Origin of the sequence: Gemmata obscuriglobus (genome assembly GCF_008065095.1) — a bacterium.
Classification (GTDB): Bacteria; Planctomycetota; Planctomycetia; order Gemmatales; family Gemmataceae; genus Gemmata; species Gemmata obscuriglobus.
The window spans coordinates 5,334,287-5,355,796 of the sequence record NZ_CP042911.1 but is presented as its reverse complement, the minus strand read 5'-3'; the positions used below and the strand labels follow the sequence as shown (position 1 = coordinate 5,355,796).

20 protein-coding genes and 1 pseudogene are annotated in these 21,510 nt (G+C 66.8%); 11 read left to right on the top strand and 10 right to left on the bottom strand.

The window, feature by feature from the left end:
• Positions 1-37: 37 nt before the first annotated feature.
• Together galT and GobsT_RS38055 are read right to left on the bottom strand one after the other, a co-directional pair.
• Complete coding sequence (gene galT / locus GobsT_RS22420; RefSeq protein WP_033198342.1) at positions 38-1,066, bottom strand: galactose-1-phosphate uridylyltransferase; 1,029 nt, start codon at positions 1,064-1,066, stop codon at positions 38-40.
• A 42-nt stretch (positions 1,067-1,108) separates the two neighbouring features.
• Positions 1,109-1,639 (bottom strand): hypothetical protein, encoded by a 531-nt coding sequence (locus GobsT_RS38055; RefSeq protein WP_010040204.1) that lies wholly within the window; start codon positions 1,637-1,639, stop codon positions 1,109-1,111.
• A gap of 299 nt (positions 1,640-1,938) precedes the next feature.
• Between GobsT_RS38055 and GobsT_RS22405 the strand changes: the two genes are divergently transcribed.
• Complete coding sequence (locus tag GobsT_RS22405) at positions 1,939-3,171, top strand: ISKra4-like element ISGob7 family transposase (protein WP_232068452.1); 1,233 nt, start codon at positions 1,939-1,941, stop codon at positions 3,169-3,171.
• A 120-nt stretch (positions 3,172-3,291) separates the two neighbouring features.
• Positions 3,292-3,672, top strand: coding sequence for a 50S ribosomal protein L21 (gene rplU, locus GobsT_RS22400; protein ID WP_010040202.1), 381 nt, complete (start codon positions 3,292-3,294; stop codon positions 3,670-3,672).
• Between the two features lie 94 nt (positions 3,673-3,766).
• Here the strand turns inward: rplU and GobsT_RS22395 are convergent, their stop codons facing one another.
• Together GobsT_RS22395 and GobsT_RS22390 are read right to left on the bottom strand one after the other, a co-directional pair.
• Positions 3,767-5,254, bottom strand: coding sequence for a DUF1501 domain-containing protein (locus GobsT_RS22395; RefSeq protein ID WP_010040200.1), 1,488 nt, complete (start codon positions 5,252-5,254; stop codon positions 3,767-3,769).
• 14 nt (positions 5,255-5,268) lie between these two features.
• Complete coding sequence (locus GobsT_RS22390) at positions 5,269-7,551, bottom strand: PSD1 and planctomycete cytochrome C domain-containing protein (protein WP_010040198.1); 2,283 nt, start codon at positions 7,549-7,551, stop codon at positions 5,269-5,271.
• 604 nt (positions 7,552-8,155) lie between these two features.
• Between GobsT_RS22390 and GobsT_RS22385 the strand changes: the two genes are divergently transcribed.
• The 9 genes and pseudogenes from GobsT_RS22385 (at position 8,156) to GobsT_RS22350 (ending at position 16,126) form a co-directional block, all read left to right on the top strand.
• Entirely contained in the window at positions 8,156-9,106 is a 951-nt protein-coding gene (locus GobsT_RS22385; RefSeq protein ID WP_010040195.1) for a DUF1559 domain-containing protein, read from the top strand.
• Positions 9,099-9,527 carry a hypothetical protein gene (locus GobsT_RS22380; protein WP_148087838.1) on the top strand — a complete coding sequence of 143 codons (429 nt, stop codon included), beginning with the start codon at positions 9,099-9,101 and terminating at the stop codon, positions 9,525-9,527. The genes GobsT_RS22385 and GobsT_RS22380 overlap by 8 nt, the downstream gene beginning before the upstream one ends.
• A 176-nt stretch (positions 9,528-9,703) precedes the next feature.
• Positions 9,704-11,113 (top strand): hypothetical protein, encoded by a 1,410-nt coding sequence (locus GobsT_RS22375; RefSeq protein ID WP_010040190.1) that lies wholly within the window; start codon positions 9,704-9,706, stop codon positions 11,111-11,113.
• A gap of 97 nt (positions 11,114-11,210) precedes the next feature.
• Positions 11,211-12,227, top strand: coding sequence for a 3-oxoacyl-ACP synthase III family protein (locus GobsT_RS22370; protein ID WP_033198338.1), 1,017 nt, complete (start codon positions 11,211-11,213; stop codon positions 12,225-12,227).
• A 17-nt stretch (positions 12,228-12,244) separates the two neighbouring features.
• Positions 12,245-13,138: a TIGR02996 domain-containing protein gene (locus GobsT_RS22365; protein ID WP_010040186.1), complete on the top strand. Its 894-nt coding sequence runs from the start codon at positions 12,245-12,247 to the stop codon at positions 13,136-13,138.
• 18 nt (positions 13,139-13,156) lie between these two features.
• Positions 13,157-13,288: pseudogene (locus tag GobsT_RS41180) on the top strand (TIGR02996 domain-containing protein); the annotation flags it as partial.
• A 174-nt stretch (positions 13,289-13,462) separates the two neighbouring features.
• Positions 13,463-14,164: a GspE/PulE/PilB domain-containing protein gene (locus GobsT_RS22360; protein WP_232068408.1), complete on the top strand. Its 702-nt coding sequence runs from the start codon at positions 13,463-13,465 to the stop codon at positions 14,162-14,164.
• 40 nt (positions 14,165-14,204) lie between these two features.
• Positions 14,205-14,615 (top strand): archease, encoded by a 411-nt coding sequence (locus GobsT_RS22355; protein WP_010040180.1) that lies wholly within the window; start codon positions 14,205-14,207, stop codon positions 14,613-14,615.
• 47 nt (positions 14,616-14,662) lie between these two features.
• Entirely contained in the window at positions 14,663-16,126 is a 1,464-nt protein-coding gene (locus GobsT_RS22350) for an RtcB family protein (RefSeq protein WP_010040178.1), read from the top strand.
• A gap of 45 nt (positions 16,127-16,171) precedes the next feature.
• On the opposite strand, the gene GobsT_RS22345 is transcribed toward GobsT_RS22350, so the two are convergent.
• The 6 genes from GobsT_RS22345 to GobsT_RS22320 form a co-directional block, all read right to left on the bottom strand.
• The gene (locus tag GobsT_RS22345) at positions 16,172-16,786 is read right to left on the bottom strand and encodes a hypothetical protein (protein ID WP_029600898.1); all 615 of its coding nucleotides are present in this window, start codon (positions 16,784-16,786) and stop codon (positions 16,172-16,174) included.
• 97 nt (positions 16,787-16,883) lie between these two features.
• Positions 16,884-17,066: a hypothetical protein gene (locus GobsT_RS22340; protein WP_010048290.1), complete on the bottom strand. Its 183-nt coding sequence runs from the start codon at positions 17,064-17,066 to the stop codon at positions 16,884-16,886.
• A gap of 15 nt (positions 17,067-17,081) precedes the next feature.
• On the bottom strand, positions 17,082-18,188 hold the full coding sequence (locus tag GobsT_RS22335; RefSeq protein ID WP_010048288.1) for a DUF1559 domain-containing protein: 1,107 nt from the start codon (positions 18,186-18,188) through the stop codon (positions 17,082-17,084).
• A 234-nt stretch (positions 18,189-18,422) separates the two neighbouring features.
• Positions 18,423-18,905 (bottom strand): DUF4198 domain-containing protein, encoded by a 483-nt coding sequence (locus GobsT_RS22330; protein ID WP_148087837.1) that lies wholly within the window; start codon positions 18,903-18,905, stop codon positions 18,423-18,425.
• A gap of 14 nt (positions 18,906-18,919) precedes the next feature.
• Positions 18,920-19,861: a DUF1559 domain-containing protein gene (locus GobsT_RS22325; RefSeq protein WP_010048284.1), complete on the bottom strand. Its 942-nt coding sequence runs from the start codon at positions 19,859-19,861 to the stop codon at positions 18,920-18,922.
• 54 nt (positions 19,862-19,915) lie between these two features.
• Positions 19,916-20,794 (bottom strand): DUF1559 domain-containing protein, encoded by an 879-nt coding sequence (locus tag GobsT_RS22320; protein ID WP_029601232.1) that lies wholly within the window; start codon positions 20,792-20,794, stop codon positions 19,916-19,918.
• Positions 20,795-21,510: the final 716 nt, after the last annotated feature.

The window sequence follows — 21,510 nt, the reverse complement described above, 5'->3', positions numbered from 1 at the left end:
TTGAGCCTTTTGTGCTTCTTTGCGGCCGTTACTCTTCTTATGACTTTGGCAGCGCGTCCCGTAACTCGGCCGCGGCCTGTTCCGGCGCGACGGTCGTGATGTGGCACCCGAAGCCCCACTCCAGACCGGCCGGGCGGGCGGTCCGCGGGAGCACTTCGAGGTGCCAGTGGTAGTGCGGTAGCTCACCGGTGCGTAGCGGCGACGTGTGAAGGAACCAGTTGTACGCCGGCGCGTTCTGAACGCGGTCGAGCGCGACTAACACCCGCTTCAGGAGCGCGGCGAGTTCGTCCGCTCCGTAGTCGGTAAGCGCCTCGTACCGGGGCTCGTGCGCGACCGGCAGGAGCCACATCTCGTAGGCGAACCGCGGTGCGAACGCGGTCACGATCACGAACCGCTCCGACCGGGCGACCACGCGGGCGCCGTCGGCCAGTTCGTCGCGCACGAGGGCACAGAACACGCACCGGCCGGTGCGCCCGAAGTGCTCGGCGGCGCAGGACAGTTCCGTGCGTAACAGTTCGGGCACCACCGGGGTGGCGATCATCTGCGAGTGCAAGTGGCCGAGTGACGCCCCCGCCTCCGCGCCCACGTTCTTGAACACCGACACGTGCGCGAGGCGCGGGTCGGCCGCCAGTGCCGTCATCCGCGCGCGGTACGCCCGGAACACGTCGGCGAACTGCTTGTCACTGAGCTGTGTGGGGTCGTCGTAGTGCTGCGCGCAGTCGATGAGCACCTCGGCAGTGCCGAACGCCGGCGCGGTCACGAACAGGTCCGCCGTGGCGGGCGCCGGCGCGTCCACATCGGGGCGAACGGCCGGGTACATGTTCGGCACAATCCGGAGGTGCCAGCCGGGACCGTCGGGCGCGGTCCCGGTGTCGCGGACCGCGTACACCTCGTTCGGGGTGTCGGCCTCCTGCCCCGGGCAGAACGGGCACGGGTGCCGCTCCCCGTTGGTGCGGTGCGTCGGCGCGTGCCCGGGCAAATTGATGGGCCGCTGGGCGCGCTGCGGCGCGATCAGGACCCACCGCCCGGTGACCGGGTCGCGCCGCAGTTGGGGATCATCCTTCATGTTCATAGCGTAGAGCGCGACCGCGCTCGGTCATTTGAACCGTCAGGTGTCGCACGCGGCGCCGCCAGCCGGCGTGACCGTCGGGCGGTTGAACGGCGAGGACATCGCGCCCGGGACCGCCCCGGCGGGTTGCGGGCGCGGTTGCGCCGCCCCGCCGGCCGGCACCACCCCGGGCGCCCCGGCGCCGGCGTCGCCGACCGCCGCCCCGTCCTTGCGGCGGTAGGTGATTCGGAACTCGGTCGCCTCGGGCATTGAGGTCGCGTGCGTGGACGACTGGTAGCCCGGCGAGCCCGGGCGCCGCGGGTTCAGCGTCTCGTTGGTGTCGGGTAGCGAGCTGCGCGTTTGGCGCCCGGTCTTCACGGTGCGCTGGTCGATGATTTCGTAGTTCGGCCCGGCGTCCTGCTCGATCAGCTTGAGCGCCGCCCGCCGGTTGTAATTCGGCCACGAGTCCGAGTCGTCGGGCACCGCGACCACACCCGAGCCCCCTCTCCGCTCGACGTACTTCGCGGACGAGGCGCACCCGCCCGCCGCCGAGAGTGCCGCGATCAGCAGCAGCGAACCGCACCGCGTCATCAGTGCCCCCTCCGAACCGGCGGGCTTCCCCCGAAGCCGCCGAACCGGCGGGCTATAACAACTTTCCGGATCGTGTCGAGCGTAGTTTATGCTGGGGTGCCCCTCTGGATTTTGGCATTTGTGAACGGTATGGGAGCCGGCTGGGGAAGCCGTGGCAATCTGGGAGGGATACTGATGCCGACGCTGACTATAGAATACAGTACCGAATCCGAACGGTTGGCCTTGGAACAACTGCTGGGCTATTTCACGGACCTGAATCGTCTGGCCCAAGAAGCTCCCGACGGCACGGTCCTGGCCGCCTGCGAGAAGCATGCACTCGATCAAGGGCGCAAACTGTTGCGGACCACACTCGGTGCCGCCTTGGGTTCACGGATCGAGAAGGACGAGCAAAAAGGGGGCGCGCCCGCACCTGCGCGAAGACGCACCCCGGGCGCTCCAAAGGACCGCACACCCGAACGGTTGTGACCGCCGTTGGTCCGATTGAGCTGGAGCGGAGGTATTTCCACTGCCCCACTTGCGGGCAAGGCGAGTTCGGAGCCGATCGCGGGCTGGGCCTCAGCGGCTACGTCACCCCGGGCGCCTGTCGGATGGCCGTCTTGCTGGGCGTCCAACAGTCCTTCGCCAAAGCCGAAGTGACTCTGGCCGAGGTGGTCGGCTGGGAATTGGACGACAACACCATCCGGCAACTCTGCCACGCCACGGCGGCCCAGGCCACCGCCACCCGGCAACACCGCTCGACCGCTGAAGTCTTCACCCGAGCCCAAGCCGCGGCCAGGACCGAGCGGCCGGTGGACAGCGAGTTGCACATCGACGCGGGCAAGGTCAACACTGTGGAGGACGGTTGGCGGGATCTCAAGATGGCCGTTTTTGCCCGGCGCGAGCGAAGTGCGCCGACCACGGCGATGGACTGGGAGGGACGCGACCTGCCAACCCCGTTGGCGCGGTCGGTGATCGCGGCCGTGGAGGAGGCGAGCCTGTTCGGGAAGCGGTGTCACGACGAGGCCACGCGACTGGAGTGGACCGATTCGAGCCAAATGACGGTACTGGGGGATGGGGCCGAGTGGTTGTGGAACGTGTCCGAGCAGCACTTCCGTGACGCGACCCAGGTCCTCGACTTCTGGCATGGGGCGGAGTACCTCGCCAGCGGGGCGAAGGCGGTGTTCGGTCCCGGGGTCCAAGCCGCGACGGCGTTTGTCCGGGGCAAGTCGAAGCTGCTGGAAGACGGATATCCCGGGTTGGTGGACTGGATCGGAGAACTGACCGGGCAGATGCCCGCCGGAGGCGACGGAGCCGCCTTGGGCGGCGTATTGAATTACTTTTGTGGCCAACAGGGGCGGTTGAATTATGCGGTGCGTTTGCGGCGGGGGCAGTCGATTGGAAGCGGGTTGGTGGAGGGAACGGTTAAGCAATTGCTCAACATCAGAATGAAACAAACTGGGGCGAGATGGAATCTGGGGCATGTGGCACCGTTTGTCGAACTGGGGGCATTAGCAGCGGGGCCGGAGTGGAAGGGGTTTTGGGAAAACCAATAACGGGCCAAAATCCAGAGGGGCACCCTTTATGCTGTCGGGCAGGTGGCCGGTGTGGGCACCGGTCCGTATCCTGAAGTTCTTCAGCACATGCGCTGAGAATTACGATTCAGGTGAGTTGAGATGTACGCAATCTTTGAAGACGGCTCGCGGCAGTACCGCGTTGAGCCGGGTTCGACGGTCAAGATCGACTTCCGCGAGGCCCAGCTCGGCCAGCGGCTCGAGCTGCCGAAGGTGCTGCTCCTCTCGACCGGAGCCGACACCGTCATCGGCCGCCCGCTGGTCGAGGGCGCCCGCGTGCTGGCGGAAGTGATCGACTTCCCGCGCGTGAAGACCCTGACCCAGCGGCTCCGCCGCCGCAAGGCGTCCCGCCGGCTGAAGGGGCACACGCAGCCGCACGTGAAGGTGAAGATCACCCACATCCTGAACGCCGGCGAGGCCACGCCGGCCGAAGAGCCGAAGCCCGCGCGGCCCGAAGCCGCCCCGGCGCCGGCCGCGAGCTGAGTACACGCACCGAATACTACCAAGAGCGCGTGTAACGACCGAACGCCGGCCCCAAAGGGCCGGCGTTCGGTCGTTACCACGACGAGCGAACGGGTCACGCGATGATTTCGGTGATCGGTTTGCCCCGCTCCAGGTCCAGCCGGCGGCGGCCGGGGATCTCCAACCGCTCCGGATCGAGGCCGAGCTGCCGCAGAACGGTCGCGTGAACGTCTGCGATGAAGTGCCGGTCCTCCACCGCGTGGAACCCGAGTTCGTCGGTGGCGCCGTGGACCACGCCGCCCTTGATCCCGCCGCCGGCGAGCCACGACGAGAACCCGTAAATGTGGTGGTCCCGGCCGCGCAGCTCCTCGCGGTCGGCCTCCCCGTCCGGGCGCGGCTCGACGTTCGGCGTCCGTCCGAACTCGGTCGCCCACACCACCAGCGTGCTGTCCAACATCCCGCGCCGCTTCAGGTCCTTGATCAGCGCCCCCACCGGCCGGTCCACCTCACGGCACCGCGCCGCGGTGTTCTTCCGCAACTCCTGGTGCGAGTCCCACAACCCGTTGTCGTCGTCGGCCGCGCCGCCGTGATAGATCTGCACGAACCGCACCCCGCGCTCGACCAGCCGCCGGGCGACCAGGCACTGGCGGCCGAACGGCGCGGTGACCGGGTCGTCCAGGCCGTACAGCGTCTTCGTCTCCCGGGTTTCGTCGGCCAGCGCCACGATGTCCGGGAACGCCGACTGCATCCGGAACGCGAGTTCGTAGGACTTGATGCGGGCGCGCAGCGACGGATCGTCGGGGTATTCGACCCCGGCGAGGTTGTTCAACTCGCCGACCAGTTCGAACTCGGCCCGCTGGGCCTCGCGCGTCAGCCCCCGGCCGCGCGGCGGGTACGGTACGGCCCGGTCCGGCTCCACCTCGACGGGCACGCCGTCGTGCTCCGGCCCCAGGTAGCTCGCCTGGTGCGCCCCGGAGCCCCCGCCGAAGTCGCTCGGCGGCCGACCCATCACGACGAACTTCGGCAGGTTGCGGTCGAGCGTGCCCAGCCCGTAGTGCGCCCACGAGCCGAGGCACGGCTCCCGGCCGTCCAGGATGATCCGGCCGGTGTGGGCAAGCGCCTGCGCGGCGTGGCTAAAATCGGTGGTCCACAGTGACCGCACCACCGCCAGGTCGTCCGCGCAGTCCCCCATGTGCGGCAGCCAGTCGGACACATCGGTGCCGCACTTGCCCCGCTTCGAGAACCCGACCTGGGGGCGCAGGATCTTGGTCCCCAGCCGGGCGGCGCCGGCGAACGTGCGGAAGTTCCGGGTGATCTTCGGGTCGCGAACGGTCCGCTCGAACGGGGTCTCGGCGATCGTCTTGTCCGCGAACTTGGTCAGCGCGGGCTTCGGGTCGAAGGTCTCCAGGTGGCTGGCCCCGCCGAGCATGAACAGCCAGATCACGTTCTTGGCCTTGGCGGCCGGTGCGGCGGCGCCCGCGGCCGGTACGGACTTGGCGACGCCGTCCTCGAACAGCATGGCACCCAGGACCGCGCCGGTGAACCCCATGCCGAGGTCCGCGAGGAACCGTCTGCGCCCGATCGGGCGGTGTGGCAGCAGCATGTTGGCCTCCTTGCTCAGCGCACGGTGATGAAATCGTTGTGGTTCAGCAGCGCGTGGACTAGGTACTCGCGGGCCTGCGCGGCCGGGTCTCCGGCGGGCGCGACCGCGGGCAACGGTTTTGCGTCGCCCAGCACCAGTGGTAATCCGGGCACCCGCTCGGCGAGTTGCTTGGCCGCTTCGGGATCGAGCGGCGCCGGGGGTTCGGGCGGGAGCGGGAGCGGAGTCAGCCGGCCTGGGTCGGCCAGGAGCGCCTGCTGGCGGGTCAAGAACGCTTCACAGGCCGAAGCCTCGGCGGCCGTGGGCATGCGCCCGAGGACGTGCTCGAACGCGGCGGTCACGAACGCGGCCGGCGCCGGCGCGGCGCCCTCCAGCCGCCGGGCGATCCGGCGCGCCTGGTCCCACGCGAACGCGCTGTTCTCCAGTGCCAGCGCTTGTTGGGGAACGATGCTCTGCTCACGTCGGTAACACTCTTCCACACTCGGCGCGTCGAACGCCGTCAGCAGTTCCATTTTGTCCTCGCGTGAGGACCGGTAGTACAGGCTGCGGCGCCCGGTCTCGGCGCCGCGGGCCGAGTCCACCGGCGGCCCGCCGGCCGTCGGCTCCAGCGCGCCGGCCAGCCACAGGAGCGAGTCGCGCACCACCTCGGCCTCCATCCGCCGGTGGTTCGCCCGCCAGTAGAAGGCGTTGTCCGGGTCGGCGCTCACGTTACCGGCCGGCGCGCCCTTCGTCGACGAACTCATGCGGTACGCGGCCGATGTCACGATGAGCCGGTGCAGGCGCTTGGTGCTCCACCCCTGTTCCATGAAGTCAACGGCCAGCCAGTCGAGCAGCGGTTGCTGAACCGGCGCGGGGGTCCGGATGCCGAAGTCGGCCACGTTGTCCACCAGCGGGCGGCCGAAGTGCCGCATCCAGATGTGGTTCACCGCGACCCGGGCGGTGAGCGGGTTGGCCCGGTCCCCGATCCACCGGGCCAGTGCCAGCCGGCGCCCGGTGCTCTTCGCCCCGTCGGCCGGTGGGGCGACCGTGACGGTCCCGAGCACCGCGGGGGCGCCCGGAGTGATGCGGGCCGACTTGTCCGGAACCTTCGGGTCGCCGCGCACGAACAGCCAGGTGGGCTCGTCCGGCTTGGCGTCGAAGGTGCGGGCGACGTGGGCCGCCGGGCCGGTCTCACCGGGCACCGGATCGGTTCGCACGTCGTGCGGCTCGAAAAACGCCCGGAACTGGTAGTACTCTTTCTGGCTGACCGGGTCGAACTTGTGGTCGTGGCACCGCGCACAGCCCATCGACAGTCCGAGGAACGCCTTGGCGGTGTGATCGACCGTGTTGCTCAGCCAGATGTTGCGGTCGAGTTTGAACCAGTTGCGGACCAGGAACCCGGTCGCCGCGGTGGTCTTGGGGTCGTCGGGGGCGACCTCGTCCCCGGCGATCATTTCCAGCACCATCCGGTCGTAGCCCTTGTCCCCGTTGAGCGAGTTCACGATCCAGTCGCGCCACCGCCAGACGTGCGCGTTGCCCCACCAGATGTCGGCCTTCGCCTTGCGCCCGTCGGCTTCGGAGTAACGCCACACGTCCATCCAGTGCCGCGCCCACCGCTCGCCGTACCGCGGGTCCGCCAGGAGCCGGTCGACCACCCGCTCGTAGGCCCCGTCGGCGGTGTCGGCGAGGAACGCGGCCAGTTCCTCGCGGGTCGGCGGCAGGCCGATCAGGTCGATGAACACGCGGCGCAACAGCACAGCGGCCGGTGCGGGCGGGTTGGGCGTCAGCCCCCGCCGCTCGCGCCCGGCGGTGAGGAACGCGTCGATCGGGTTGACGGTCGGGCTCGCGCCGGGGACCGGTGAGGCGACCGGCGCCTGGAACGCCCAGTGGTCCGGGCCGCGCGACGGCGCCGGGGCGGGTTCGTCGGGCACCTCTGCGCCCTCGTCGATCCACTTCTTGATGAGTGCGATCTGCTCGGCGCTCAGTGGCTCGCCATCGGGCGGCATCTGAGGCAGATCGTCGGCCCCGGTCAGCACGGCCACGAGCGGGCTCTTTGCCGAGTTACCGGGAGTTACTGCGCCGGCGCGGAGTTCCGCGGCCCGGTCGAGCCGGAGCCCGCCCTTGAGCTGGGTCGGCCCGTGGCACGAGTAACAGTGGGCTTCCAGGATCGGTTTAATTTGCTGCGCGTAATCGACCTTCGCCGGTGCCGGTCTCTTCTTCTTTCGGGCCTTCTTGCGCGGGGCCGCGACGAGCGCCACGCCCCCCACCAACAGGACGAGCAGCGCGAGTACCAGATACCGGCGTCTCGGGAGCAACCTCATGTGAGCCCTCGCCCCTCGATCCCGACCGGCGCGGCCGGGTGCGGTCTTCCGTCCCCGCTCCGGGCCGGGGATCGAGGTGCCCGTTTAGCAAAGTTGGGACGGCCGGGGAAGACGAGTCCGTCCTCGAACGACCGGTCGGGATAAAGAGAAGCGTTGGGGTGGATTCGGTGTGAAGTGGGAAGGGTTCGGCCTCCCGACCTTTCGACATCCGGCACAAAAAATGCACGATTTCGCTGTGACTTGGATTTGCTCGATTTATGAGAAGTCGCAGTTCGGTTTTTTGTTCCACGAGGGGTGAGCTTGTGAGTTTTTTGATTGCCTATATTTTCGTGTGGTGTTAATGTCTTTCACCGCCCAGAAACTCGCTGAACGCGTCGATTCCTGCCCAGTTTCGCGTTTCTCAGTGAAACGAGCCTCTTTCTCGCCTCGGCTCGTTTTGTTGTCTCGCCCTGGAGAGTGCTGAACTCGCTGGTTCCGCTCAGCCGTTCACTCTCCTATCCCCGCCCGCCTGTAACGAGCATTTCGCCACGAGTCGACCGTCGGGTCGCGGTGGTTGTTGCTTGCTCAGGTTTTATTCCCTTTTCCACGTTTTCACGGGGCTCTTATGCGTCTCTCCCGGACCGAACGCCGACCCAAAACGTCGGCGTTCACGCTGATCGAGTTGCTGGTGGTGATCGCGATTATCGCGATCCTGATCGGGCTCCTGCTCCCCGCCGTCCAGAAGGTGCGCGAAGCGGCCGCACGCATGTCTTGCCAGAACAACCTCAAGCAGTGGGGCCTGGCCATGCACAACTACCACGACGCCAACAGCACGCTGCCGTATGCGGGGCAGCGGCTTCCGCGCCGCACCTTTTATGTGGAGCTGTGGCCGTACATCGAGCAAACCGCGCTGGCCACCCAGTACAACCGCGGTCTGGGCTTCTACGAGGTGCCGAACGCCGTCACCAACTCGACCACCGGTCTCGTGGCCCAACCGCAAAAGCTCTACTACTGCCCGAGCGACCGGCCCAACGCGATGTGGACCTACGACGCCTATTACCGGGTGCGTGGCAACTACGTGGCCAACTACGGCGGCAACTACCTGTTCGCCGAAGGCTCCGGCGTGGACCCGGCCGACGGCCCGTTCGGCTGGAACTCGAGCGGCGGGTTCGGCGGGTACGTGCCGTACCGCCGCACTCTCGTCGCGATCTCCGACGGGACCTCCAACACGCTCATGCTGTCCGAGACCCGCATCCCGGCCCAGGACAACGCGGCCGACGGCCGCGGCGACGTGATGAACGACGGAAACTCCCACTGGTTCATGACGCTCAACACCCCGAACGCGGGCATCGATCGCAACTCGAACGTGTGCTGGCCGAGCGTGGCCGCGAACCCGGACCAGACGATGCCGTGCGTGCAAGCGGGCGACAACCTGATGTCGGCCCGCAGCAAGCACACCGGCGGCGTGAACGTCGCGCGGTGCGACGGGTCGGTCGCCTTCTATTCGAACTCGGTGAACGCGACCGCCTGGAAGGCGATGGGAACCGCCACCCACGGAGACCTGATCAGTGAATAACTTCCGACGAGCGGTGCGCGGCGGCGCAGCTTTGGGGGCCGCGGTCGCCCTCGCCTTCATGGCCGGGTGCGGCGGCCCGCCGAAGGCACAGGTGTCCGGCACGGTGACGTTTAACGGAGAGCCGATCGAGAACGGGATCATCCAGTTCTACCCGGCCGGTGGCGCCGGGCAGACGGCCGGCGGCGGAATCGAGAACGGTAAGTACCAGCTCGAAACGTCCACCGGGGAGATGACCGTCACCATCAACGCGTCCAAAGTGGTCGGCAAACGCGCCATGTACGACACCCCGGACAGCCCAAAGGTGGACGTGCTGAAGGAGTTGATCCCGGCCGAGTACAACACGACCAGTACGCTCAAGGTCACCCTCAAGCCGGGGGTGAACGAGAAGGTCGATTTCAACCTGAAGAGCGGCAAAAAGTAGCCCGCTCTTTCGAACCACGGTGCCGAGGCAAGTGCCCCGGCACCGTTTTCATTTCCCCGCTCACGACCGACCGCAAAGCCCCGTCGCGAAGCCCGCGCACGTTCGCATTGCATGACCTGAGCGGCATCGTTTACAGTGCCCGCCGATTAGCTCGAAGCTCACGGAGGGGCGACACAATGAGGCGGGTACTGTTGGCGTCCGGGGTGGTCGTTCTACTCGTCGTCGTGGTGGTCGCGGCTCAGCCCCCGGCGCCGTTCCCGTTGACGCCGCTCGCCCCGCCGGGGGCTCCCGCAACGCAGCCGACCCCGGCTGCCGCGCCGCCGGTTGTGCCCCCCGGCGCGCCGGGCGAAACAACCCCGCCGGCCCCGCCCAAGCCGCTCCCGATCGCCGGGGCGCCGGGCGCCCAGCCCGTTCAGCAGGCCGCGGCCGAAACGGCACTCTCGAAGCTCCTGCCGCTCAACGCCTACCCGCAAAACACTCAGGACGCCGTCCGCGGGGTGCTGCTGGGCGCGGCCTGGCTCGCCAAGATGAACGAGGCCAACGGCCAGTTCCTGCACGGCTACCTCCCGGCCCTGCGCCAGCCGATGCCCGGCGACCACGACCTGCGCCAGGCGCAGGCGGCGCTCGCACTGGCCCAGGCGGCGAAGTTCAACGGCGACAAGCAGCACGCCGCGGTCGCGAACCAGGCGGCGCTGCGGCTGCTGGCGTTCACCAAACCGGACCCGAACGACCCCACCTGCCGCGTGCCGGTGCAGATGTCGCTCGTGTGCAACCGCGTGGGGTTCGCGGCGCTGGTCGCGCTGACGGTGTACGAGCTACCGAACCCGAGCGAGCCGCTCCTCGTCGCGGCGGAACAGCTCTGCACGTTCCTCGCCACCCGGCTGAAGCCCGACGGTTCGGTCCACTACACCGACGGCCCGACCGACGACCCGCTCAAGGTGGACCCCGCGGGGGTGAACGAGTACCCCGGGCTGGCCCTTCAGGCGCTGGCGGCCAGCGGCCGCACCCGCCCGGCGGAGTGGAAGAAGGACGCGGTCAAGAACGGGGTCGCGCACTACCGGGCCGTGTTCCGCGCGAGGCCGCACCCGGCCCTTGCGGTCACCGTCTCGCCCGCGGCGGTCGAGCTGTACCTCCAGACGAAACTGGCCGAGGCCGCGGCCGCGGCGTTCGAGATGAACGACTGGCTGTGCGAGCTACAAATCAGCCCGAATGACCCGCGCACGCCGCAGTACGCCGGCGGGTTCCGCGCCGTGGTGGAGGGGCGCGCCAGCGACGCCCCCGCCGCGACCGTGGACGCCGGCCGGTGCGTCCAGAGCCTCGCGTGCGCGTACCACCTCACGCGGGTCACCGGCGACCTGACGCGCGAGGCGAAGTACCGCCCGGCGGTCGGGTTCGGGGTGCAGTTCCTGTGCGGGCTCCAGTTCGTCGAAACCAACACCCGGCACTTCGAGGACACGTTCCGCGTCAAAATGCTGATCGGGGCGTTCCACCTGTCGCCCACGGACGGCAACCTGCGCATCGACGCGACCGGGAGCGCCCTCACCGGGCTGCTCAAGTTCCTCGCGTCCGGCGCCCAGAACAGTTGACCGCCGGCGACAACTGAACGCCCACCCGGCGCCTAATACAATTTCCGTTCCCGTCCCGGGCACGTGGCCCGGCCGGACCAGCGCGGACTGCGAAGCAATGAGCGAGAGAGCCACAACCCGCCCGAAGTGCCGGTCCCTGATGGGCGTCCGGGTGGTCGGCACCGGGAAGTACGTGCCCGACATGGTGGTCAGCAACGATCACCTGCACGCGAAACTCGGGTTCGACTCCGACTGGATCGTGAAGCGCACCGGCATCATGGAGCGCCGGCACGCGGCGCCGGCCCAGGCGACTTCCGACCTGTGCGTCGAGGCCGCCAACGACCTGTTCGCCAAGACCGGCCGCACCGCCCGGGACTGCGACCTGTTGGTACTCGGCACGTTCACCCCGGACATGTCGTTCCCCTCCACCGCGTGTCTCGTTCAGGACCGGATCGGTCTGATCGGTCCGGCGATCGAGGTGGAGGCCGCGTGCGCGGGGTTCATGTACGCGCTGCTCACCGCGAGCGCCTACGTGAAGTCGGGCTGTTCGGACCGTGCGCTGGTGATCGGCGGGGACACGAACAGCCGGGTGCTGAACCCGACCGACATCAAGACGTACCCGCTGTTCGGCGACGGCGCCGGCGCGGTGTTCGTCGAGCCCGGGCGCCCGGATCAGGGGGTGATCGCGTACAGCATGGGCTCGGAGGGCTCCGGCGGTCCGCTGCTGCAGCGGGTCGCGTGCGGGAGCCGCACCCCGGTGACGCCGGAGCTTCTCGCCGAGGGGAAGCACTTCATGTACATGGACGGCTACGCGGTGTTCAAGTGGGCCGTCAACATCCTGTGCGACACGATCCGCGAGGTGCTCACCGCTGCGAACCTGACGGTCGAGGACGTCGGCCTGTTCGTGGTTCACCAGGCGAACATCCGGATCATCAACGCGGCCATCGACTCGCTCAACATCCCGCGGAACAAGGTGTACAACAACCTCGAGCGGTACGGGAACACGTCCGCGGGGAGCATCCCCATCGCGCTCGACGAGGCCGCCGCCGATGGCCGGCTCAAGGACGGCGACCTCGTGGTGCTGAGCGGGTTCGGTGCGGGGCTGGCGTGGGGCACCGCGGTCATCCGGTGGTAGGGAAGGGGACATCGCCCGTGTCCGACCGCACCGCGTTCATCGACGCCATTCTCAACAACCCCAACGACGACACGGCCCGGCTAGTGTTCGCCGACTGGCTCGAAGAGCACGGCGAACCGGAGCGGGCCGAGTTTATTCGCGCGCAGATCGAGCCGGCAAAGGCGTCCGACGCGGTGCGCGAGCGGAACGACCCTGACGCACGAATCGCGGGTGTTCACGGAGCCGCGATGGGCGGCGGCTGGCGCAAAGCGATCGGGATCAGCGAAACCGAAGGGGAATACGTCCGCGGGTTCCTCACCGATGTGGAGGTCGTTTCGACCAAATTTCTCGCCGTTGCGGGGCGCGCCCTCGCGGCCGAGCCGGTGACGTTCAGAATGTTCCTACCCGCCAGCGATGCGGATGATTTGGTCGCGTGGTGCAAATACCTGTCCGAGTTGGTCGCAAGCCCGCTGCTGCGTGCGGTGGCGAAACTCGAAGCGCGCAATCACGCCATCGGTGCGGGCGGCTTCCAGCACTTAATCGCCTCTCCGTACCTGAGCGGTCTGCGCGAAATCTCGTTCCCTGGCGTCGCGATCAGCCCCAGCTTCGTCAAAGCCATTTCGAACTCCCCGGCGCCGTTCGCTCTGGAATCGCTCGCTCTGGATCGTGCCGTTCAGTTCGCGCGCCAGCGCACGATTCGTTTGCTCGCGTCCGCGCCGCGGTTCGCCACGCTCAAAAGGCTGAGCCTCCGGTACAACCGGCTTACCGACGACGACATTCGCGTGCTGCTCGACTCGGAGACACTGCCGCGGATGCTCGAAGTCGATCTCGCCGGGAACGACTTTCGCCCACGCGAGTTCGGCCGCGCACTTGCGGAGCGATTCGGTTACGGTTGTGATGAAGATGACTTTGAGGAAGACGACGAGTATTGAGTCCAACCGGGGCACCTGATGCGAAAGCACCCCGACGCCGACGCGTTTGTCCGAGAACACCTGCGGTACCCCGCGAACGCCACCACACGGCTCGCGTTCGCCGACTGGCTCGACGAGACCGGTACGCCTTCTAACGTCGCTTGGGCACGTTACATTCGGCTGTACGAAGAAGCTGACCGCTACGCCCCCGGGGCGCCCCGGCACAACGCCCTCACCTCTCGCCTCGCTGACTGTGCACGCGACATCCGCGTTCGGCTCGCGATCCCGGCCGCGCGATTCGTCGCCCAGTTCGATGCGTTTCTCCAGCTTCTTCCCAGCACCAACATGACGGTCTGGCTCACCGGGTTCGACATTCCGCCGGCACTTCTGGCACTTGTCCCCGAATCAGTAGCCCGCGAATGCAACTTGCTGCCCTTTGCCGAGCGGGGGCTCGCGCTATTCGTTGCGGCGGTCGATCCGAACAACATGCACGTCGAGACGGTCCAGAAAGTCGCGTTCATTTTGCAGCGTCACATCGTCCTCGTTGGGGCCAACCCGGCGCAACTGCACACGATCATCAACAGTAAGTACGGCAACTTCGACTACGACTATGGAGCCACGTTCCTGGAGTTCGATTACCGGCCGCTGCTCCCGAACGATCCACCGGCGCTCGCGGCAAGCGAGGACTCGGCAACCTGTGCGACGTGGTGCGTAAACCGCATCCTTCGAGAAGCGGCATACTTATGCGCCGACCGAATCCACCTCACGCGCGAGGGTCAACAGGGCGTCATCTGGTTCCGGTTGGATGGCGGATGGGTCGAAGGCGGTGTGATCCCGTCGCGGTACCGCGGTTCGGCGTTTACTCGCCTCGCCCAAGCAGCCCACATCTCAACCGATTGGGTATTCGGGGACACGATCGCCCAAATCCCAATGATCGGCGAGTTCCCAATCCGCGTCGACAACCGTCCATTACGTGTTCGTGTAACAATGCGTCCGACACCGAACGGACCGGATGTGGTTCTCGACCTCAACAGAGAACCCGTCTGAGCGAACCCCGGCCCTGCCCTCCGTGTCTGTGAAACCACCGATGCACGAGCTGTTCGAACACACCGCCGATCTCGGGTTGAGGGCCACCGCCCCCACCCTACCGCTTCTCTTCGCGGAGATGGCGAAGTGCCTGCTCTCCGCAATGGTGGAAGAGCCCGACGGCGTTCGACCGGCGCAAAACGTGCAACTCGAACTCACGGGATCGGACCGCGAGTTCCTGCTGTTCGACTGGCTCAAAGAGTTGCTCCTGCGGTTCGAGACAGATCACATGCTGTTCGCGGCCTTCGACGTGATCGTCACCGCGGACGGCCTCACCGCGACCGCAACGGGCGAACCGTACAACCCGGAGCGCCACACGCTGGCGCACGAAGTGAAAGCCATCACGTACCACGAACTGAAGGTCGCCGAACACGACGGCGGGTGGCTCGCGGAAGTCATCGTCGATATTTGAGGCGAACGCCCCGCGGGACGCCGATCACCGTTTACTGAGAACTGTTTATGGCGAAGGAAGGTTACACCGGGCCGCTCGAGAACATCGGGTGCTGCTGTCACCGCATCCCGAAGAGCTACAAGCCCGGGATGCGCGTGCCCGGGCACATCTACGCGACCGACAAGCTGCTCGAATCCATCCGCAAGGACCAGGCGGCGGACCAGGTCGCGAACGTCGCCACCCTGCCCGGCATCCAGGTCGCGAGCATCGCGATGCCGGACATCCACTGGGGGTACGGGTTCTGCATCGGCGGCGTCTGCGCCACCGACCCCGACGAGGGCGGCGTGATCTCCCCCGGCGGGGTCGGATACGACATTAACTGCGGCGTCAGATTAGTAAAGACGAACCTGTTCCTGGACGACGTGAAGCACCACATCAAGGAGCTGGTGAAGGCGCTGTTCTACACCATCCCGTCCGGCGCGGGGCGCACCGGGAAGTACAAGTTCGACACCACCGAGACGCGGCGCCTGATGGGCGAGGGGCCGAAGTTCGTCATCGCACGTGGGCTGGGCGTGGCGCGCGACCTCGATCATACCGAGGCGAACGGGCTGATCGACGGCGGCGACCCGCACCAGGTCAGCGACCACGCGGTGAAGCGCGGCGCCGAGCAGTGCGGCACGTTGGGTAGTGGCAACCACTTCCTCGAAGTGCAAGTGGTCGATAGCGTGTTCGATGCCGAGGTCGCGAAAGCGTTCGGGCTCGAGTTGAACCAGATCTGCGTGATGATCCACTCCGGGAGCCGCGGTCTGGGCTACCAGGTCTGTGATGACGCCCTCGCGACATTCCGCAACTGCCCGCAGAAGTACGGGTTCGAGCTGCCGGACCGGCAGCTCGCGTGCGCCCCGGCCGATTCCCCCGAGGGCCGCAAGTACATCGCGCAGATGCGCGCCGCCGCCAACTACGGGTTCTGCAACCGCCAACTGCTGATGCACCAGGCCCGCGAGGTGTTCGCGCAGGTGTTCGGCCGCTCGTGGGACGACCTCGGGATGGAGCAGCTTTACGACGTGGCTCACAACATCGCCAAGTTCGAGGAGCACACCGTCGAGGGGAAGAAGAAGAAGGTGTGGGTCCACCGCAAAGGCGCGACGCGGGCGTTCCCGGCCGGGCACCCCGAGGTGCCGGAGGCGTTCCGCGCTGTGGGGCAGCCGGTCATCATCCCGGGCGATATGGGGCGCGCCTCGTGGGTGCTGGTGGGGTCGCAGGGGGCGATGGAGAAGACCTTCGGCACCACCTGCCACGGCGCGGGCCGCGCGATGAGCCGCACCGCGGCGCTCAAGGACGGCGTCGGGCGCAAGATCGAGCGCGAGCTGGAACATAAGGGGGTGATCGCCATGGCGTCGAGCCGCAACGGGCTCGCGGAGGAGCAGCCCAAGGCCTACAAGAACGTGGACGACGTGGTCGAAGCGGTCCACGAGGCCGACCTGTCGCGCCGGGTCGCCCGGATGCGCCCGCTGGGCGTCATCAAAGGCTGAGCACGGTGGGGCGCGAGAATGTCCCGCGCCCCACCGCGTGATCCGTTACGGAATCGCGATTTCGGTCACCTCCACGGTGATCGTTGCTTTCTTCGACGGCACCTTGCTCACCGACCTGAGCAACCCGCCCGGAACCTCGTCCGACGACCACGTTTGCGTGAACGAGTCGCCGGCCTCGGTGAACCCCTTCTCCCGGGTCCACGTCGCCTTGTAGGATTTTCCGGCAACGGTCAGGTTCTCCGCGCCCTCTTCCGCCTTCTTTGGTTCGGGCTGCTTCACCCCCGGCGGCAGTGAGAACATCTTTCGCGTTTTGGTTTCCGACGCAGGATTCGTCTCCACCCGCCCGGTATAGTGGGTCGTTGTGGCCTGCGACTCGACCACAATGAACTCATCGGTCTTCTGCTTCAGGGTGTAGGAGATCGTGGTGACCGTCTTCTCGGTCTTGTTGTCCTCGTTCTCGGTGGTCGTCCTCTGCACCACCCGGGAGCCGACCGGGAACTTGGCCCACAGCTTGTAAACGGGGCTCTCGAACGTCTGCCCGCCGGGGATTGGTGGGGGCTCGGCGTCGGGTACAACCGCGGCGGCCGGCGGCGCCGGCTTGCCGCACCCGATGAGGGCGGTCAGGCCGCCCGAGCAGATGACAACGAACAACGCGCGCATGAATTCGCACCTCGGGTGAGCAAACGCTTGAGTTCAAAACGCCGTGGGGCGCCAGCAGAGGTGCTGGCGCCCCACGGCCGGCGCGAACCGGAATCGGTCACCTTTTCTTTTTCTTCGTGTTGGCCGCGTTCTCTTCCGCATCGACCTGCTGGTCTTGCGCCTTGATCGCGGCCTTCTCCGCGTCCGTGAGCGGGGCGGTGTTGAGCGGCGTCTTGGAGCCGCACCCCACCAACGCCGCCACGCAGATCACCGGGGCGAACAGTTTAGCGATCCGATCCATGTGAGTGCCCTCCCGTTACAGGTCGCCGCCGTTAAACACCGCGCCGTCGTCCGCGCCGCACGCGGCCATGAACGACGTCGCACTGACGCCGAACCGCACGAACCGCACGGAGCCGTCGGCGAACACCGCGTTCAGCCCGCCCGTGTGCGAGGACCCGAAGTACCGGCGCCACACGTTGGCCGTAATGGTGCCGCCGCCCGGGGCGGGGCCACCGGTGTACAGCACCCGCGGGTCCGTGTCGGCCATCGGGGGGAAGTGGTAGCGGATGTTGTCCTCGTCCCAGCCGCTGTTGTTCCACCGCTCGTTGTCGCCGCCGTCGGCGCCGTGGCGGCTCGGGGGGAGGCACTTCTCGGCCGCGGCGATGGTGTTCGAGGTGCCGTCGGTAATGCCCCCAACGGTCCGCTTGGCCCCGCGCCCGGGCCACACGATGAACCCCTTACGGCCGGGGTAATCACCGAAGTTCCACTGGGTGCGTTCGTTCGCCCGCTCGCCGTTCACGGTGAAGCCGAGCGGTGCCGCGGGGGTGTCGCCCGTCCCTTCGTGAACCTCGCCGGTAAAGATGCCGGCGTTCCCGGCGTAGTCGCACCGCCCGGTGGGGGTCCCGCCGTACCCGGTCGGGGCGCGGCGGGTCGGGCAGTAGTAGATCTTGATGAGCTGCCGGGCCACGTCGTCCTCGCCGCCGTTGTTGGCCACGTTGGGCCAGTACGGCGGGTCGTCGCGCCCGAGGTTGTGCACGTTGCCCTGCTCGATGTAGGGCAGAATGCGGTACCAGTGGTTCCAGCCGTTCCGGGTGGCCGCGCGGCAGCAGGTCGTCGTCTCGTAGGCCGGCGGGGTTTCGTCGTAGTTGTACCCGGCCGGGTTCGGGGTGCCGCCCGTGCTGACGGCAGCGGGGTCGCCGTCCATGCCCCCTTGGGGGAAGTAGCCGAAGCTCGACTCGTGGTTGTGGAACGCCAGCCCGATCTGCTTGAGGTTGTTGCTGCACTGCATGCGTGCGGCGGCCTCGCGAACCTTTTGGACGGCCGGCAGCAGGAGCCCGATGAGAATCGCGATGATCGCGATCACCACCAACAGTTCAATCAGGGTGAATCCGGAACGCGAAACGATGCGGCGCCGGGGGGCCATGAATGTGGATCTCCGTGAACGGGCGACGGGTACAAAGCGGACGGGGTGCGAGTCGTCCGATTAAGATTCTGCCCGAGCCACAGAAATCCGCCAGCCCGATAGATGTTAATTCAGACAACCCTCGCATTGTCATCACGGCCGGTTCACGAAACGATCACGAACGCGCAAAACCCCTGATAAAATGCGACCGCACCGGACGAATCTCGTCCGGTGCGGTCGCTTCGTTTCAGCCCGTCAGTTCCGGCCCGGAATTCCCCGTGACACCGGCGGAGGCCGGTCCACCTTCGGGAGGTTGAATGTGGGCAAGTCGTTTCGGCCCGGCTTCACGCGGCATGTGAGTGTCGAGTGGGTCCCGTCGTACCAACCCATCAGCCGGTCCGTATCCTCCTGGGCCTCACCTTCGGCTTTAGCGTTTTTCTCGCCCGGCCACCGGAAAATCACCTGATAGCCGCCCTCGGGTGCGCCGTCGCCGTCGGCGAACGTCGACAGTGCGAACGTGCCGTCGGGGTTGGTAACGGACTGCGGGTTTCGCGGTATGTGCGGCACCATCGGCGCGTCGGACGGGATGAGCGTGACGATCACCCCCGCGGCGGGTTTGCCGTCGTACACCACTTTGCCGTGAACGGGGTGCGGGGCCAGTTCGTTGGGCTGGGGACCCGACTCCGAGCAGCCCGTTGCCAGTGCGGCGACCAGCAAGGGGCCGAGCGAGCGTCTCATACGATCCCCCAAAATCAGTTGTCGGACAGCGTTTCACCGCCGGCCCGGGTAATGTGCTTGACGAACTGCCGGATGTCCATTGACTGCTTGACGAAGCGCACCGACCCGTCCGCCATCACGTGGTGCGCGCCGCCCAAGTGGAAGCTGTACACCTCGTTGTTGTTCGAGCAGTTGGTGTGACAGGTTCCGCCGCCGGTGCCGGCCGCGTTCATCCCGTGCGTGATGTACTCGTTCTCACGGTCCGCCCAGCCGCCGTCGGTCTGCACGTTCGCGCCCGTCAGCTTGCCCGCCTGCCACCGGTCGGGCCGCCCGGCAATTTCTGAGATGATGAACGTGTTGGACGCGCCGTCTTGCACTTCGGCAACCGAGTAGACCCGGTTGACGACGAGGATGCCGCTATAATCGGGAACCACGTCACAAACGCCGTCGTTTTCGGCCAGTTCCTTGGCGTACCCGTTGTCCGGCGCGTAATCGGCGGGCGGGTTTTTGGCGCCGCTGACGCGCTCGCACACCCGCGCGTCGCCGTTGGGCACCGTGGGGCACATGAACACCGGGATGCGGTTGGCGATCGCGGTACGGTTGTTCGCGTGGTCCCACGACACCGTCATGGAGTACTGCTTCTGGACGTTGTCCTGCTCGATGTACGGCAGGACGAACACGGCCCAACTGTGGTTCACGTTGAACACCGTCAGCCCGGCCTTTTTCAGGTGCGACTGGCTCGTGCCGCTCGTGGTCGAGGCGGCCGCCCCGGGCGGGAACACCCCGAAGGTCGCGTGGAAATTGTTGAGCGCCAGGCCGACCTGTTTGAGGTTGTTCTGGCACTTCGTCCGCGCGGCGGCCTCGCGCACCTTTTGGACAGCGGGCAGCAGCAGCCCAATCAAGACCGCAATAATCGCGATCACCACCAGCAATTCGATCAGCGTGAACGCGCGGCGTGTCGCTCGCGTGATAGTCATCGAAAGGAGGCCTCGTGCAAAGGATGAAGGACCGGTTGGGCGCGGGACCGGCGACTAGAAGTCGGCGTTGATCACTTCGCCGTCGTTAATCAGGCAGACTCGCATCCAGTTGTTGGAGTCGATCCCGTAGCGAATGAAGCGAACGGACCCGTCCCCCATGGCCGCGGTGAAACCGCCGGAGTGTGAGCCGCCGAACCGAACCGACCAATAGTTCGGACTGGAGGCGAACGGGTGCTTGTCGTCCGGTTCCGGCACGGCCTCACCGAACCGCTCGTGGTCCTGATCCCAACCGGAGTTGTGCCACGTCTCGTTGTCGCCGCCGGCCGCGCCGAGGCGCGCGCGGTGGCACTGTTTCTCGCCGACCAGGAGCGTGTTCGACAACCCGTCGGACACGTCACTCATGGTCCGCTTCTGGTTCGGTTCGGTTCCCGCCGGTTGGGGGAGCGTGGCCCACTGGCGCACGAGCATCCCGCTTTTGCCGGCCTCCGTCATGTTACGCCCGCCGTTGCCCGCGTAGTCGCAGCGGGCGCCGTCCGAGTACACGATGGGCTGACGTCGGGTCGGGCAGTAATAGGTTTTAACTGCCGTATTTTGGACGACCGTGTCGTCCGTGTTCCGGTACAGGTTCTCTTGCTCGATGTACGGGAGCAGATGGAACATCCACGACCAAGCGACCCGGTTACCGGTGTCCGATTCGCAACAGGTTTTGACCGGCCCGTCAGACCCGGCGTGCGGGAACCGGCCGATAGCGCCGTGGTGGCTGTGGAACGCTAAACCGATCTGTTTGAGATTGTTCGTGCAACTCATGCGTGCCGCGGCCTCGCGCACCTTCTGCACGGCCGGGAGCAGGAGCCCGATAAGAACGGCGATGATCGCAATCACCACCAGCAATTCGATAAGTGTAAATCCGCGTGGCGCGTTACGACGCGTCATCAAAAAACCTCAGAATTTTGCCAACGGCAGTGGCGGGCTGGCGGGGGTATGGCGAGCTATTGGGCGTGACGTTGACTAGCGTATGGCGCTTCGCGGAGCGGGAAGTGGCATCGCCGCATCTGAGCGACACAGGGTCTTAATGCCGCCTCATCAGTCAGCGCAAACTTATGCAGTTAAATGACATAGGTAAATGTGAAGAAATCATGCAAGTGCAGTGAATGTTATCAGTTTTCATTTGCGCCCGGTGTCTTTGCACAGACGATCAATCGATTAACGCAATTGAGACACATACGCCGTAGAGTTCGGAGGTGCTCCAGTTCCGCGGTCAACACCTCTGCACACCCTGATACCGGCGAAGGGGTTTGAGCCAGTTCCCGCTCAAGCCCCTTGACCTGCTCCGTTACGGGTCACCGAAAGGAATTGCCCGCAACGCCCCGGCCGGGTGCGCGGGTTTCGCGAAAAGCGGAATCCGAACTTGGCGCGGTGTTCAGTTGCAGCCGAACTTCGCGCCGGTAATAATAACCACAACCCCCGGCGCGCCAGGACGGCCGCGCGGGATTCCACGGGCGCGGTCGTCTCGCCGGCGACCGTCACGGACGGTACGCGACCCGTTTAACCTCAAAAGCGATACCGGTTCGCCCGTCGCACCTCGGACCCGCCGCGCGCGGGGCTTGACACCGACGACCGCCCGGCCGGTGCCTCGTGCCCGACCGGGT